The 14,285-nt window shown below is 62.0% G+C and carries 15 protein-coding genes and 1 tRNA gene; 7 read left to right on the top strand and 9 right to left on the bottom strand.

Features of this window, described 5'->3' with window-relative positions:
* The first annotated feature begins 505 nt into the window (after positions 1-505).
* A complete protein-coding gene (gene tal / locus AB5Y72_RS20615; RefSeq protein WP_209793436.1) occupies positions 506-1,456 on the top strand; it encodes a transaldolase in 951 nt (316 codons plus the stop codon).
* Positions 1,457-1,637: 181 nt separating this feature from the next.
* A complete protein-coding gene (locus tag AB5Y72_RS20610; RefSeq protein WP_010673858.1) occupies positions 1,638-1,817 on the top strand; it encodes a DUF3545 family protein in 180 nt (59 codons plus the stop codon).
* 89 nt (positions 1,818-1,906) lie between these two features.
* On the opposite strand, the gene AB5Y72_RS20605 is transcribed toward AB5Y72_RS20610, so the two are convergent.
* A complete protein-coding gene (locus tag AB5Y72_RS20605; protein WP_042078086.1) occupies positions 1,907-2,449 on the bottom strand; it encodes a hemerythrin domain-containing protein in 543 nt (180 codons plus the stop codon).
* A 125-nt stretch (positions 2,450-2,574) separates the two neighbouring features.
* Positions 2,575-3,261, bottom strand: a complete 687-nt coding sequence (gene ung, locus AB5Y72_RS20600) for a uracil-DNA glycosylase (RefSeq protein ID WP_042078084.1) — start codon at positions 3,259-3,261, stop codon at positions 2,575-2,577.
* A 599-nt stretch (positions 3,262-3,860) separates the two neighbouring features.
* On the opposite strand from ung, the gene grcA reads away from it, so the two are divergent.
* The gene (gene grcA / locus AB5Y72_RS20595) at positions 3,861-4,241 is read left to right on the top strand and encodes an autonomous glycyl radical cofactor GrcA (RefSeq protein WP_216989790.1); all 381 of its coding nucleotides are present in this window, start codon (positions 3,861-3,863) and stop codon (positions 4,239-4,241) included.
* A gap of 82 nt (positions 4,242-4,323) precedes the next feature.
* Here grcA and AB5Y72_RS20590 read toward each other — a convergent pair whose 3' ends face one another.
* The 7 genes from AB5Y72_RS20590 to hemA form a co-directional block, all read right to left on the bottom strand.
* The gene (locus AB5Y72_RS20590; protein ID WP_042078077.1) at positions 4,324-5,607 is read right to left on the bottom strand and encodes a dicarboxylate/amino acid:cation symporter; all 1,284 of its coding nucleotides are present in this window, start codon (positions 5,605-5,607) and stop codon (positions 4,324-4,326) included.
* A 286-nt stretch (positions 5,608-5,893) separates the two neighbouring features.
* On the bottom strand, positions 5,894-6,748 hold the full coding sequence (gene kdsA / locus AB5Y72_RS20585) for a 3-deoxy-8-phosphooctulonate synthase (protein WP_209793434.1): 855 nt from the start codon (positions 6,746-6,748) through the stop codon (positions 5,894-5,896).
* 105 nt (positions 6,749-6,853) lie between these two features.
* Complete coding sequence (locus AB5Y72_RS20580) at positions 6,854-7,654, bottom strand: SirB1 family protein (RefSeq protein ID WP_010673852.1); 801 nt, start codon at positions 7,652-7,654, stop codon at positions 6,854-6,856.
* Positions 7,655-7,665: 11 nt separating this feature from the next.
* A complete protein-coding gene (locus tag AB5Y72_RS20575) occupies positions 7,666-8,046 on the bottom strand; it encodes a SirB2 family protein (protein ID WP_325782124.1) in 381 nt (126 codons plus the stop codon).
* A gap of 43 nt (positions 8,047-8,089) precedes the next feature.
* Positions 8,090-8,923, bottom strand: a complete 834-nt coding sequence (gene prmC, locus AB5Y72_RS20570; RefSeq protein WP_010673850.1) for a peptide chain release factor N(5)-glutamine methyltransferase — start codon at positions 8,921-8,923, stop codon at positions 8,090-8,092.
* Positions 8,923-10,011 carry a peptide chain release factor 1 gene (gene prfA / locus AB5Y72_RS20565; RefSeq protein WP_318162826.1) on the bottom strand — a complete coding sequence of 363 codons (1,089 nt, stop codon included), beginning with the start codon at positions 10,009-10,011 and terminating at the stop codon, positions 8,923-8,925. The genes prmC and prfA overlap by 1 nt, the downstream gene beginning before the upstream one ends.
* A 51-nt stretch (positions 10,012-10,062) precedes the next feature.
* On the bottom strand, positions 10,063-11,322 hold the full coding sequence (gene hemA / locus AB5Y72_RS20560; RefSeq protein WP_042078066.1) for a glutamyl-tRNA reductase: 1,260 nt from the start codon (positions 11,320-11,322) through the stop codon (positions 10,063-10,065).
* Positions 11,323-11,447: 125 nt separating this feature from the next.
* Here hemA and lolB point away from each other — a divergent pair, with 125 nt between their 5' ends.
* The 4 genes from lolB (at position 11,448) to AB5Y72_RS20540 (ending at position 14,110) form a co-directional block, all read left to right on the top strand.
* Entirely contained in the window at positions 11,448-12,026 is a 579-nt protein-coding gene (gene lolB / locus AB5Y72_RS20555; RefSeq protein ID WP_042078064.1) for a lipoprotein insertase outer membrane protein LolB, read from the top strand.
* A gap of 20 nt (positions 12,027-12,046) precedes the next feature.
* Positions 12,047-12,925, top strand: coding sequence for a 4-(cytidine 5'-diphospho)-2-C-methyl-D-erythritol kinase (ispE, locus tag AB5Y72_RS20550; RefSeq protein WP_323582378.1), 879 nt, complete (start codon positions 12,047-12,049; stop codon positions 12,923-12,925).
* Positions 12,905-12,979 (top strand) — tRNA-Gln (locus AB5Y72_RS20545). The genes ispE and AB5Y72_RS20545 overlap by 21 nt, the downstream gene beginning before the upstream one ends.
* 183 nt (positions 12,980-13,162) lie before the next feature.
* Positions 13,163-14,110: a ribose-phosphate pyrophosphokinase gene (locus AB5Y72_RS20540; RefSeq protein ID WP_010673845.1), complete on the top strand. Its 948-nt coding sequence runs from the start codon at positions 13,163-13,165 to the stop codon at positions 14,108-14,110.
* Positions 14,111-14,285 lie beyond the last annotated feature (175 nt).

The following is a 14,285-nucleotide window of genomic DNA, read 5'->3' as shown; positions in this document are numbered from 1 at the left end:
AGAACCTTTTTGCAATTAGCCCCATGGAGGTAAGAGAGGGGAAATGACGCTCCCAGGAGAGGCAAGCGTTTGCCTTCGGGAGGGGGCAGACAGGGGGTTGAAACGCAAAACGTTTTACACGTAATTAAATTTCAAGTAGCTGACAATGATATTTATGTGACGCACTTCTCAGATTTGCCAATCAGCCAAAAAAACTGCGCCTGCTCACGCCTTGACCCGCTGCCGGGAAATCAATAAAAGTCGTTTTTTATCAAATACTTTTCTTCAGGCATCGGTAGCGTTTTCACCACCTGGCTGATTCCCATACAAGGGCCCCTATTGCAGGAAGCGCCGCATCCGTATTAATTAGGCAGGCAATGGTGATGGGTCGCCCCCATCGTGCCTTTCTGAGCCTGAGCCGCCGGGATTTTGTAATTTTATTTCAGAACTGTCGTCTCACGCCCGCCACCCCCGAGCCTGCGCCCTCACCAAGAGAGTGCGCCCTCATAAAGAGATGATATTTGCCATGGCCGATAAATTAACCCAGCTGAAAGCCCTGACCACGGTAGTTGCCGATACCGGCGATATCGAAGCCATCAAGCGCTACCAGCCCATCGATGCCACCACCAACCCCTCCCTGGTGTTGAAGGCATCCGAGATCCCCGAATACGCGGCGCTGATCGAAGACGCCATCAACTGGGCCAAATCCCAGAGCCAGGACAAGGCACAGCAAATCATCGACGCGGGCGACAAGCTGGCGGTCAACATCGGCCTGGAAGTGCTGAAAATCGTCCCGGGTCGCATCTCCACCGAAGTGGACGCCCGCCTCTCCTTCGACACCGCCGCCAGCATCGCCAAGGCCCGCAAGCTGATCCGTCTCTACAACGAAGCCGGCATCAGCAACGACCGCATCCTGATCAAGCTGGCCTCCACCTGGGAGGGCATCCGTGCCGCCGAGGTGCTGGAGAAAGAGGGCATCCAGTGCAACCTGACCCTGCTGTTCTCCTTCGCCCAGGCCCGTGCCTGTGCCGAAGCCGGCGCCTTCCTGATCTCCCCCTTCGTGGGCCGCATCCTCGACTGGTACAAGGCCAAGCACAACCGTGACTACACCGCCAGCGAAGATCCGGGCGTGGTCTCCGTCACCGCCATCTACGACTACTACAAGCAGCACGACTACCCGACCGTGGTGATGGGTGCCAGCTTCCGCAACACCGGCGAGATCCTGGAGCTGGCCGGCTGCGACCGCCTGACCATAGGCCCCGCGTTGCTGGAAGAGCTGAGCAAGGCCGAAGGCACCGTGGTCCGCAAGCTGGACTACACCGGCGAGCGCAAGCCCAAGCCGACCCCGATGACCGAAGCCGAATTCCGCTGGGAACTGAACCAGGACGCCATGGCCGTCGAGAAGCTGGGGGAAGGCATCCGCCTGTTCGCCGTCGACCAGGGCAAGCTGGAAACCATGCTGGCCAGCCGCCTGTAACAGGCGTTTGCCGGCCACCTTCGGCAGGCAGGTCCTGAGCCGATAAAACCGGGCTCCCGCAAGGGCAGCCCGGTTTTTTTATCCCCCTTTTCGATTGTCACAACTTCGTCATAAAAACGTTTTATTTTCAAAGGCGTCGTGTTATACGGGTGGTGAAAACCATAAAACCAAGGAGGGAGCCATGGACATGTTCAACTTCGATTTTGACGAGGTCGTTGAGCTGGGTTCACGTAGCCGCGGGACAACGGGAAAAAAACGCAAATGGCGTGAGATCGAGGCGCTTAAAGACAAGCACCGCCTGCAAAAGGAGCTGCAGGCCATCGACATCGCCTATGAGGGCTCGGACGACCTGGAACTGTGACAACCCCCGTCCGTGCAGCACTCGTACGAGTGGACACATAAAAACAGCGCCCCGGTCAAACCGGGGCGCTGTTTTTATGTGTGGCGGCATCAGGAGGGCAACGAAAGCTGCTTGGCCAGCGCCCGGAAGTGCTGGCTCACCTCGGCGCCGAACAGGGGATCATTGATGGCCCGGTTCTGCCAGAGCTGCTCCAGGTGGCGCCAGTCATCCTCGGTCAGGGAGTCGCGCAGGTGGGGGAAGATCACCCCTTCCTCATAATTCATGTGGGCTTCCTGCTGGGCGATGAACTCCTCCAGCCTGGCGGTGAACTGATCCAGCGGGATCACCGCATCCATCAGGATCATCTCCACCATCTCCTTGAGCTCGGTCCCCGCATCCAGCAGGCGCGCATGCTCCTCGTGCAGCCGGTTCGCCACCTCCCCCTCCACCACCCTGTACTTCAGGTAGTAGTCGTAAATCATGTCCTCCTTCGGGTGGTGGTACTTGTCGGACACTTCCCGGAGGTAGTCCACCACGTCCCTAAGCAGGAAATAGCTCACCGGCTGTTCATTGCGAATGGCTGCCAGCTTCTGCTTGAGCAGCGTCAGCAGCCTGGCGATGTTGAGGTGGTCCTTATGCAGACTGGATAACATGGGCACTCCTTGCACTGAATTGAGAAAGACGCTGTCTCGAGTATACGGTCATTTATCACGCGAACTTTGCACTCAATCAAGTCGGATGCAGACAACCCCCCTCCGGCCTGGCGGCACCAGGGCCATCAGGCCGGCACGGACGGCGCCTTGCAGACCGAGAGCCAGTCGATGGGGCTCATCCCCTGCTGGCTGAGCAGGCGGTTGGCCTCGGAGAAGTGGCCGCAGCCGATGAAGCCGCGATGGGCGGACAGCGGGCTGGGATGGGGAGCGCTCAGCACATGGTGGCGCGACCTGTCGATGAAGCGGCCCTTCTTCTGGGCGTGGGCCCCCCACAGCAGGAAGACCACCCCCTCGCGACTGGCGTTGATCTGCTCGATGACCCTGTCGGTGAAGGTCTCCCAGCCGAGATGGGCGTGGGAGTGGGCCATGCCCGCCTGTACCGTCAACACCGTATTGAGCAGCAACACCCCCTGCCTGGCCCAGGACTCCAGAAAACCGTGATCCGGTGTGACAAAACCGGGCAGATCCCGCTGCATCTCCTTGTAGATATTCACCAGGGAGGGGGGCGTGCGCACCCCGGGCAGCACCGAGAAGCAGAGGCCGTGGGCCTGATCCGGGCCGTGATAGGGATCCTGGCCCAGGATCACCACCTTGACCTCGTCCAGCTCGGTCAGCTTGAAGGCGTTGAAGACCTCGGTCGCCGGAGGATAGATCACCTTGCCCGCTTCCCGCTCGGCCCTGACGGTCGCCAGGGTCGCCTTGAAGTACTCCTGCTCTTTCTCCGAACCAATCACATCTTTCCAGGTCAGCACGCCCGTCTCCTCTCTCTGCAAATCCACATCGACAACCCAGGCTGGCGCACCAGCCTCCCCTGCTCCGACGCCACCTTTCTGTCCAGGCCGGCGCCGCTTCACCCCGGTCAACGAAGCAAGGGGCTCAGGATAGGGTCCCGGGCGGCAAGACGCAACCGCAGCCCGGTCAGCAGAGCCCGGGAAGGGGGCCGGCCCGCCCCCCGCTGGACTATCTCCAGTGATGACCACTTGGAGGGGTTGTGCCCGGCCCCGGCCAGCACACACCTCAGGCCAGCTCCTCGACGGGAAATAACGGCCAAAGATGTAGTTAAATTACTAGATATAGTCATTGAAAAATGCATAATTTATATATCTTACAAAATCAGAAAAATGATCTCTTTTTGATTAATCTCAATGAATTAATGCCTTTCCTTTCGCGAAAAACGCGATTTTATTGATATGGATCAATTTTCGTATTATTACCATCATGGTATATATGACCCCAACGAAGTAAAGGTGTAAGGCAAGGCCCCGTTAAATCATTCCTCCCGCGAGGTGGTTTAAAAACATCAGGGTAATGTGCTTACCGTTGAATCCGCTTTCCTATGAGGAGTCATACCATGATCAAGGGCATCCAAATCACCCAGTCCGCCAACGCCGCACTGCTGAACTCTTTCTGGCTGCTGGACGAAGAGAAGCAACAGGCTCGCTGCATCTGTGCCAAGGGCGACAGCTTCGCCGCCGACCAGGAAGTAGCCCTGTCTGATCTGGGTCAGTTCGAATACCGTGAGCTGCCGGTCCAGAGCGAACCCGTGGTGGAGGGGGGTCAGCACCTGAACGTCAACGTGCTGCGCCGCGAAACCCTGGAAGACGCCATCGCCAACCCGGAGAAGTACCCGCAGCTGACCATCCGCGTCTCCGGCTACGCCGTGCGCTTCAACGCCCTGACCCCGGAGCAGCAGCGTGACGTGGTGACCCGTACCTTCACCCAGAGCCTGTAAGTCACTCTGCGTAACGAAATGATGAAAAAACGGCCCGCTCGGGCCGTTTTTTTATGGGTAACCGCCACGCTCAAGGAGCGGTTCAGCCCCGCAGATCCACCGGCTTGGCCACCACGGGTTTCGCCAGAGCCTCCTGCATCTTCTCCTCATCGAGCTGTTCGCAGTAGCGGGCCACCACCAGGGTCGCGACACCGTTGCCGATAAGGTTGGTCAGGGCGCGGGCCTCCGACATGAAGCGATCTATCCCGAGGATCAGCGCCAGCCCGGCCAGCGGCAGATGTCCCACCGCCGAGATGGTCGCCGCCAGCACGATGAAGCCGCTGCCCGTGACCCCGGCCGCCCCCTTGGAGGAGATGAGCAGCACCACCAGCAGAGTGAGCTGATGGAACAAGTCCAGCGGGGTGTTGGTCGCCTGGGCGATGAAGACGGCGGCCATGGTCAGGTAGATGGAGGTGCCGTCCAGGTTGAAGGAGTAACCGGTCGGGATCACCAGGCCCACCACCGACTTCTTGCAGCCGAGCGCCTCCATCTTCACCAGCATGCGCGGCAATACGGATTCCGATGAGGAAGTGCCGAGCACGATCAGCAGCTCTTCCCGGATGTAGGAAATAAAGCGCACTATGCTGAAGCCATTTGCCTTGGCGATACTGCCAAGCACCAGGAAAATAAACAGCAGACAGGTCAGATAGAAGCTGGCGATCAATTGCCCGAGCTGTACCAGGGAGCCGATGCCATATTTTCCTATGGTAAACGCCATGGCACCAAATGCCCCGACAGGTGCCAATTTCATGATCATGTTGATGATCCCGAAAATAACCTGGGAGAAGCCGTCGATGATATTGAAAATAGCCTTACCCTTCTCACCGATATGATGCAGGGAAAAACCAAACAGCACCGCAAACAGCAGCACCTGGAGAATATTGCCGCTGGCAAAGGCGCCGATCACGCTGGCCGGGATCACGTCCAGCAGGAAGGCGACGATGCCCTGTGACTGAGCCTGCTCCGCATAGGCGGAGATGGCGCTGGCATCCAGCGAGGAGGGGTCCACGTTCATGCCGACCCCGGGTTGCAGCAGGTTGACCACGCACAGGCCGATGATCAGCGCCAGGGTGCTCACCACCTCGAAATAGATGAGCGCGATGGCCCCCGTCTTGCCGACTGCCTTCATGCTCTCCATGCCGGCGATCCCCGTCACCACGGTACAGAAAATAACGGGGGCAATGATCATCTTGATCAATTTCACGAAACCATCGCCGAGGGGTTTCATATCGGCGCCCAGGCTCGGATAGAAGTGCCCCAGCAATATTCCGATGGTGATGGCCAATATCACCTGAAAGTAGAGGCTGCTGACTATTTTCTTGTGCATGCTCAACGTCCTGTTAATTAATTGACACGGGCGATGGCAAAAAACGCGTGCAGGGATCCGCGGCGAGACAGTTCACACCTCTCACCCGGTTCATGCCATTTCGCCATTCCGACGGCGGCACTTTCACACGTTATAAGAATCAATTTAGCGACATCAATCACACAACATATTTAACATCATTAACACCACGACAACCTTGCAGTAATGACCATGAAGCGGCGCCATGTGAAGACGGAAGAAATAAAAATGCCCCGCAGAGCGGGGCATTTTTCAACCTAAGCCTGGATCAGACCGAAGTATCGAGGGGCTCGAAGCCCTTGACCAGATCGTCGATGGCCTTCATCTGCTTGAGGAAGCCTTCCAGCTTCTCCAGCGGCAGGGCGCTCGGACCGTCGCAGCGGGCGACCTTGGGATCCGGGTGGGATTCGATGAACAGGCCTGCCAGGCCCACCGCCATGCCGGCACGGGCCAGCTCGGCCACCTGCTCGCGGCGACCACCGGAGGCGGCGCCCAGGGGGTCACGGCACTGCAGGGAGTGGGTCACGTCGAAGATGACGGGGTAGCCACCCGTGCTCTTCTTCATGACGCCCAGACCCAGCATGTCCACCACCAGGTTGTCATAGCCGAAGTTGACGCCGCGTTCGCACAGGATAAGGCGATCGTTGCCGCACTCCTCGAACTTGTCGGTGATGTTCTTCATCTGACTCGGGCTCAGGAACTGCGGCTTCTTGATGTTGATGACGTTGCCAGTGCGGGCCATAGCCTCCACCAGATCGGTCTGGCGCGCCAGGAAGGCGGGCAGCTGGATGACGTCGACCACCTCCGCCACCGGCTTGGCCTGATGGGGCTCGTGCAGGTCTGAGATCACCGGCATGCCGAAGGTGCGCTTAAGCTCCTCGAAGATCTTCATCCCCTCTTCCAGACCCGGGCCACGATAGGAGTGGATGGAGGAACGGTTGGCCTTGTCCCAGCTCGCCTTGAACACGAACGGGATGCCCAGCTTGCTGGTCACTTCCACGTACTTCTCGCACACCGCCATCGCCATGTCGCGGGACTCCAGCACGTTCATGCCGCCGAACAGCACGAAGGGCTTGTCGTTGGCGACGTCGATCTGGTTGATCTTGATATTCTTCTGTTCCATCTCAGGCTTCCTTAGGTAAAAGGGCTCGGGGCTTGAATCCACATCCGGCCGCTGTGCCCTGGGCACGGCGGCCTCGATATTCTTCCGCTTGATTTCCCAGCCCCCTCAATGGAGTGGCTTGGGGCTCAGATCCAGACTGGCCAGCTGGGTTTTCAGCACGTCGGCCACGGGATCGTCGGGGCATTGTTCAATAAAGTACTCGAAATCGTCGGCGGCGAAGCGCGGGCAATCGAGCTGCTCGTAGATGAAGCCCCGATCCCGCGTCTCCAGCGGATCGCCGGGTTTCATGCGCAGCAGCAGCTCGCTGCAGCGCAGCGCCTCCGTCATCCGCTCCTCCCGCAGCAGGGCCCCCTTGCTGACGTTGAGCAACCGTTCGATGATCTCCCACTGCCCCGATGGCTGCAGGTGGTCGTCGCTCAGGCTCGCCAGGTTGCCGAGGGCGCCGCGCAGCAGCAGCTCGATGCGGTGCCGGCTCAGCTCGTCCCCATTGAAGGGGTCCACATAGACCTCCCCTTCCAGGCCGGCGAAGCTCAGCAGGAAGTGGCCGGGGAAGCAGATCCCCTCCACATCCAGCCCTATCTTGCGACCCAGCTGGATAATGAGGATGCCGAGGCTGACCGGGATCCCCTTGCGCCTTGCCAGCACCTGGTTCAGGTCGCAGTTGGCCGCCGAGAAGTAATCCTGCCAGTCGCCGCGAAACCCCAGGGTCTGGTAGAACCCCTGCAGCAGCTGGCGGCGCACCTCGTCGCAGTCCCCCTCGGCAATCGCCTCGTCCAGCCAGGCATCGAGGCGGGCCAGCTCGGCCTCCCCGCTCCCACCCTGTCCCCGGATCTCGTCGCTCACCGACAGCGCCAGCTCGGCGATGTCATGGGCTTCGAAATCGGTCCATTCGTCCACGCGTATCATCGTCGTCATCCCTAACCGAACAGGCTGGCCTGCTTTTGTACCGCCAGCTTGGCGATAAAGAAGATCCACCCCAGGGCGCCCAGGAAGGCAAACCAGCGGATGCCGTTGCTGCGCGCCAGGCGCAGGGCCATCATGGCCAGAAACATCACCACCAGCACCGCGGTCAGCTTCTCGCTGAGCCAGGGAATGGCGTTGTTGAGGGGGTTGAGGTCCAGCACCATGCACAACAGCACGCCGGAGAGCACCACCAGGCCGTTGAGCCAGCCGCTCACCCTGAGGGTACGGGCCCCCGCCAGGGCGGAGCCGGTCTGCAACCAGTAAAAGCGCAGGATAAACATCAGCACGGCCCCGGCTATCAGGGCGAGGTGCAGATGCTTGAGCACAACATACATAACATTTCCTTGCACGGGGGCGGGAAGAGCCCGCCCGTCATCGTCAACGAGCCAGCCGCCCCAGGGTCACTCGCTCGTTATCACCGTAATCGCGCACGGTTTCCACCTGGTCGTAGCCTTGCTGCAACAGGAGTTGACGCACCAATGCCCCCTGCTCCCAGCCGTGCTCCAGCAGGAGCCAGCCACCGGGAACCAGGTGGGCAGGTGCGCCTGCCACGATGAGGCGGATGTCCGCCAGCCCCTGCTCGTCCGCCACCAGGGCGGAGCGGGGCTCGAAGCGCACGTCCCCCTCGTCGAGATGAGGATCCGCCCCGTCGATGTAGGGCGGGTTGGAGACGATCATCGCAAAGCGCGGAGCACCCGAGAGCGGCTCGAACCAGCTGCCGTCCCGCACCGTGACGGGCAAGCCCAGCGCGGCGCTGTTGGCGCGGGCCAGGGCGGCGGCCTCCGGCATCCTGTCCACGGCCCATACATCGGCATCCGGTCGCTCGGACTTGAGCGCGAGCGCGATGGCGCCGGTCCCTGTGCCGAGATCCAGCAGGGCGCAGGGGCCTGCTGGCAGGCGCGCCAGCGCCTGCTCCACCAGCACCTCGGTATCCGGGCGCGGGATCAGGGTGGCCGGGCTCACTTTCAGCGGCAGGGACCAGAACTCCCGCTCGCCGATGAGGTGGGCGATGGGTTCGCCCTGGAGGCGGCGCGCCAGCCAGCCCGCCAGGGTCGCCTGCTGGGCGGCATCGAGCTCGCGCTCCGGCCAGGTCATCAGGTAGCCGCGCCGGCACTCCAGCAGATGGCAGAGCAGGGCATCGGCGTCGGCGCGGGGGGATTCCCCGGAAGCCAGGGTCGCCATGATATGGGCACGGGCCTGCTGGATCTGCATCAGTTGCTCTCGGCCAGGGAGGCGAGCTGATCCGCCTGATACTCCTGCACCAGGGGGGTGATCACGCAGTCCAGATCTCCCTCCAGGATTTCGCCCAGGCGATACAGGGTGAGGTTGATGCGGTGCTCGGAGAGGCGACCCTGGGGGTAGTTGTAGGTACGGATGCGCTCGGAGCGATCGCCGGAGCCCACCAGGTTGCGGCGGGTGCTCTGTTCGGCGGCGCGGTGGCGCTCGTCCTCGGCCGCCTGCAGGCGGGCGGAGAGCACCGACATCGCCTTGGCGCGGTTCTTGTGCTGGGAGCGCTCATCCTGGCACTCCACCACCAGCCCGGTGGGCAGGTGGGTGATGCGGATGGCGGAGTCGGTCTTGTTGACGTGCTGACCGCCGGCCCCGGAGGCGCGGAAGGTGTCGATCTTCAGCTCCGAGGGGTTGATTTCGATCTGCTCGGCCTCCGGCACTTCCGGCAGCACGGCCACGGTGCAGGCGGAGGTGTGCACCCGGCCCTGGGATTCGGTCTCGGGCACCCGCTGTACCCGGTGACCACCGGACTCGAACTTGAGGCGGCCGTAGACGTGCTCGCCGTCCACCTTGGCGATCACCTCCTTGTAGCCGCCGTGCTCGCCGTCGTTGCAGCTGACGATGGAGACGCGCCAGCCCTGGCGCTCGGCGTAGCGGGAATACATGCGGAACAGATCCCCCGCGAAGATGGCCGCCTCGTCGCCACCGGCGCCGGCGCGGATCTCCAGATAGCAGTTGTTGTCATCCTTGGGGTCCCGCGGCAGCAGCATCACCTGCAGCGCCTGCTCCTGCTCCTCGAAGGCCGCCTTGGCGAGCGGCAGCTCCTCCTGCGCCATCTCGCGCAGGTCGGCATCCTCCTCCTCCAGCATCAGCCGGGTGGTCTCGAGGTTCTCTTCGGCCTGACGGAAACGCTGGAAGGCGTGGACTATGTCTTCCAGCTGGGCATATTCCCGGGTCAGGGCACGGTATCTGTCCTGATCCGAGGCCACCCCGGGCTCGCCGAGCAGGGCCTGTACTTCTTCGTGGCGCTCGATGAGGCCTTCCAGCTTTCTGATCAATGACGGGTTCATGACTCTTGGATTCTCGATGGAGGACGGGACGGCCAAGGGGCCGCCCCAACACTATGATTCTTGTGACAATCCCAGCACCTGACGCAGCTGGGCCAGCTTGTGGGCATCCCCCTGGGCGGCGGCCTGGCGCAGGGCCTGGGTCGGTGCGTGGATCAACTTGTTGGTGAGGCGGTGCGCCATGGCCCTGAGGGCCTGCTCGGCATTCTCGCCCTGTTGCAGGGCCAGCAGGGCGCGCTGCAGCTCTTCATCGGCCACCTGCTGGGACTGGTGACGGTAATCGCGGATGAGATCCACCGAGTGCTGGCTGCGATACCAGCCCATGAAGTCGTCGCGCTCTTCCTGGACGATGAGCTCCGCCTCGGCGGCCGCCCGCTTGCGGGTCTCGAGGTTCTGCTCGATGATGCCCTGCAGGTCGTCCACCGTGTAGAGGTAGGCGTCGGAGAGCTCGTCCACCTCGGCCTCGATGTCCCGCGGCACGGCGATGTCCACCAGGAACATGGGCCTGAAGCGGCGGGCCTTCAGCGCCCGCTCCACCATGCCCTTGCCGAGGATGGGAAGGGGGCTGGCGGTGGAGCTGATCACGATGTCCGCCTCGTGCAGGTAGTCCGGGATCTCCTCCAGGGTCATCACCTGGGCGCCGAACTCCTCGGCCAGCAGCTGGGCCCGCTGCAGGGTGCGGTTCGCCACCATCATGCGGGTGACGTTCTGCTCGCGCAGGTGACGGGCCACCAGTTCGATGGTCTCGCCGGCCCCTATCAGCAGCACCTTGGTCTGGGAGAGATCGGAGAAGATGCGCCGGGCCAGGCTCACGGCGGCGAAGGCCACCGACACGGCGCTGGCGCCGATCTCGGTGTCGGTACGTACCCGCTTGGCCACCGAGAAGGATTTCTGGAACAACCGCTCCAGGGACCCCTTCACCGCCTCCGCCTGCTGGGCGTGGGCGTAGGACTGCTTGATCTGCCCCAGGATCTGCGGCTCCCCGAGCACCAGGGAGTCGAGGCCGCAGGCGACCCGCATCAGGTGGCGTACCGCCTCCTCGTCCCAGTGCTGGTAGATGGCGGAGACCACCTCGGCCGCATCCAGCTCGTGAAACCGCTGCAACCAGTGCAGCACCTGCTCCCCCTGCCCCTGCTCCAGGCTGCAATAGAGCTCGGTGCGATTGCAGGTGGAGACGATCACCGCCTCGCTGACACCGGGCTGCTCCACCAGCTCACGCAGGGCGCGATCGATGCGGTCCGGGCCAAAGGCGACCCGCTCCCGCAAGGCGACACTGGCGGTGTTGTGGTTGATTCCGAGGGCAAGCAGACTCATGGGTGGGTGATGATCGTTTCATGCACTGGGTGTAAAGGCCGACAATTGTACGAGAAAGGGTAAGTCTTTAAAAGCGATACGGCCGCCCCGTATACTGTGGCAAACCTTTTGTTCGGAGCTCGACCTTGTTCTTGCGTATCTTCTCCCTCGCCTGCCTGCTGGTGCTGGCGGGCTGTACCACCACCCAACCCCAGCGGGATCAGGTCAACTGGCAACAGGAGCGCGCCCGCCTCGAGCGCCTCACCCACTGGCAGCTGTCGGGCAAGATGGCCATCATCACCGCCCGGCAGAAGGGCAGCGCCCGCCTCAACTGGCAGCAGAACGGCGACGACTACCGCCTCAACCTCACCAGCCTGATCGGCACCCATATCCTGGAGCTCTCCCGCACCGGAGGCGAGGTGACCCTGCTCGACAACGACGGCAGGCTGCACCAGAGCCAGGATGCCGAGGCGCTCGTCTACCAGCTCACCGGCTGGCACATTCCGGTGGCCGGGCTGCCGGAGTGGATCAAGGGGCTGCCGGGCAACGCCGAGTTCGAGCTCAATCCCGACGCCAGCCTCGCCAGTGTGCGCGATGGCCAGTGGCAGATCCTCTACGGCGATTACCGGGACCAGGACGGCTACCGCCTGCCGCACCTGCTCACCATGACGGGTCAGGAGAGCCGCCTCAAGCTGCAGATCAACCAGTGGACGCTGGCACAGTGATGGCGCAGGAGCACAGCACCATGATGAAGCCTGGCCAGCTCCGCTGGCCCGCCCCGGCCAAGCTCAACCTCTTCCTGCACGTCAATGGCCGCCGCCCGGATGGCTATCACGAGTTGCAGACCCTGTTCATCTTCCTCAGCCACGGGGACTGGCTGGAGTTCGAGGTGATCCCGGGTAGCGACCAGCTCACCCTGAGCCCCGCCATTCCCGGCGTGCCCGATGAACAGAATCTCATCATCCGCGCCGCCCGCCTGCTGCAAACCAGGCTGCCGAGCCCCCAGGGGGCCCATATCCGGCTGGAGAAGGTGCTGCCCATGGGCGGCGGCATCGGCGGGGGCTCGTCCGATGCCGCCACCACGCTCGTGGCCCTGAACCATCTCTGGCAGGCGGGCCTCGGCGAGGATGAGCTGGCGCAGCTCGGCGTGCAGCTCGGCGCCGACGTGCCGGTGTTCGTGCGCGGACGGGCCGCGTTTGCGGAGGGAGTGGGCGAGCGACTGCAACCGGTCGAGGTGCCCGCGGCCTGGTATCTGGTGCTCAAGCCCGACTGCCATGTGGCAACGGCGGCCGTGTTCCAGGATCCGGAACTGCCTCGCGACACCCCCAAGATGACCCTGGGCAATCTGCTGGAAGGGGAGTGGAAAAACGATTGCGAATTGCTGGTGAAAAAGCGCCACCCCGAGGTTGCCAATGCGCTCGGCTGGTTGCTAGAATACGCGCCGTCAAGAATGACGGGCACTGGCGCCTGCGTCTTTGCTCAATTTGAAGACGAAATGGCTGCTCGGAAGGTGTTGGCCAAAGTGCCGGAAGGCTGGGATGGGTTTGTCGCCAAGGGCGAGAACATATCACCACTCTTCGCCACTTTGCAACAAGTCAGTGATTGGGGTATCGCCAAGCGGTAAGGCAGCGGGTTTTGATCTCGCCATTCCTAGGTTCGAATCCTAGTACCCCAGCCAAGCTGGCATGATGACGCATCAAGGGTGGACGCCCCCTGTCCACCCACCCAGCCAGGGTGATGCGACGCCATTTTCCCTGTGCTGAGACCTTGTCCGTCATCTTGCTAAATCGTTTGCCCCCAAACGATCCGGGTCTGAACTCAGACTCCCCACATACTGGATGCAACCCCGAGGTTTCAAACCGTGCCTGACATGAAGCTGTTTGCTGGTAACGCAACGCCGGAACTAGCCCAGAAGATCGCAGATCGCCTGTTTATCAAACTCGGCAATGCTGCCGTAGGTCGCTTTAGCGACGGCGAGATCAGCGTACAGATCAACGAGAATGTACGCGGTGGCGATATCTTCATCATTCAATCCACCTGTGCCCCGACCAACGACAATTTGATGGAATTGATCGTCATGGTGGATGCACTGCGTCGTGCTTCAGCTGGCCGTATCACTGCCGTTATCCCCTACTTTGGTTATGCCCGTCAGGACCGCCGCGTCCGCTCCGCTCGTGTGCCCATCACCGCCAAGGTCGTCGCCGACTTCCTCTCCAGCGTGGGTGTGGACCGTGTGCTGACCGTTGACCTGCATGCCGAGCAGATCCAGGGCTTCTTCGACGTCCCCGTCGACAACGTGTTCGGCAGCCCTGTGCTGCTGGAAGACATGAAGGCCAAGAACCTCGAATCCCCCGTGGTCGTTTCGCCGGACATCGGCGGCGTGGTCCGTGCCCGTGCCATCGCCAAGCTGCTGGACGACACCGACATCGCCATCATCGACAAGCGTCGTCCCCGCCCGAACGTCTCCCAGGTCATGCACCTGATCGGCGACGTGGCCGGCCGTGACTGCGTCATCGTCGACGACATGATCGACACCGGCGGCACCCTGTGCAAGGCGGCCGAGGCGCTGAAAGAGCGCGGTGCCAAGCGCGTGTTCGCCTATGCGACCCACCCGGTCTTCTCCGGCACCGCCGTGGAAAACATCAAGAACTCGGTCATCGACGAGCTGATCATCACCGACTCCATCCCGCTCACCCCGGAAATGAAGGCCGTCGGCAAGGTCAAGCAGCTGACCCTCTCCTCCGTGCTGGCCGAAGCCATCCGCCGTATCAGCAACGAAGAGTCCATCTCTGCCATGTTCGAGCATTGATAGATCCCGTTGTCACAAAAACCGCCGCACGGCGGTTTTTGTTTTTCTGTTTCCGCTCGATCCCGCCCTGGTGCGCCGATGAGGGCGGCCGGCACGGCAGACAAGGGCCGGGCGATGCCCGTTCTGGCCGCCAGGCACGGCCGTTATCCTCCCCGCTGCCGCACTTTGGTTGAGT

It is taken from the genome of Aeromonas sp. R7-4 (assembly GCF_040908055.1).
In the GTDB taxonomy this organism is placed as follows: Bacteria; Pseudomonadota; Gammaproteobacteria; order Enterobacterales; family Aeromonadaceae; genus Aeromonas; species Aeromonas sanarellii.
The sequence above is the reverse complement of the archived record's forward strand: the minus strand, read 5'-3'. Positions and strand labels throughout refer to the sequence as shown.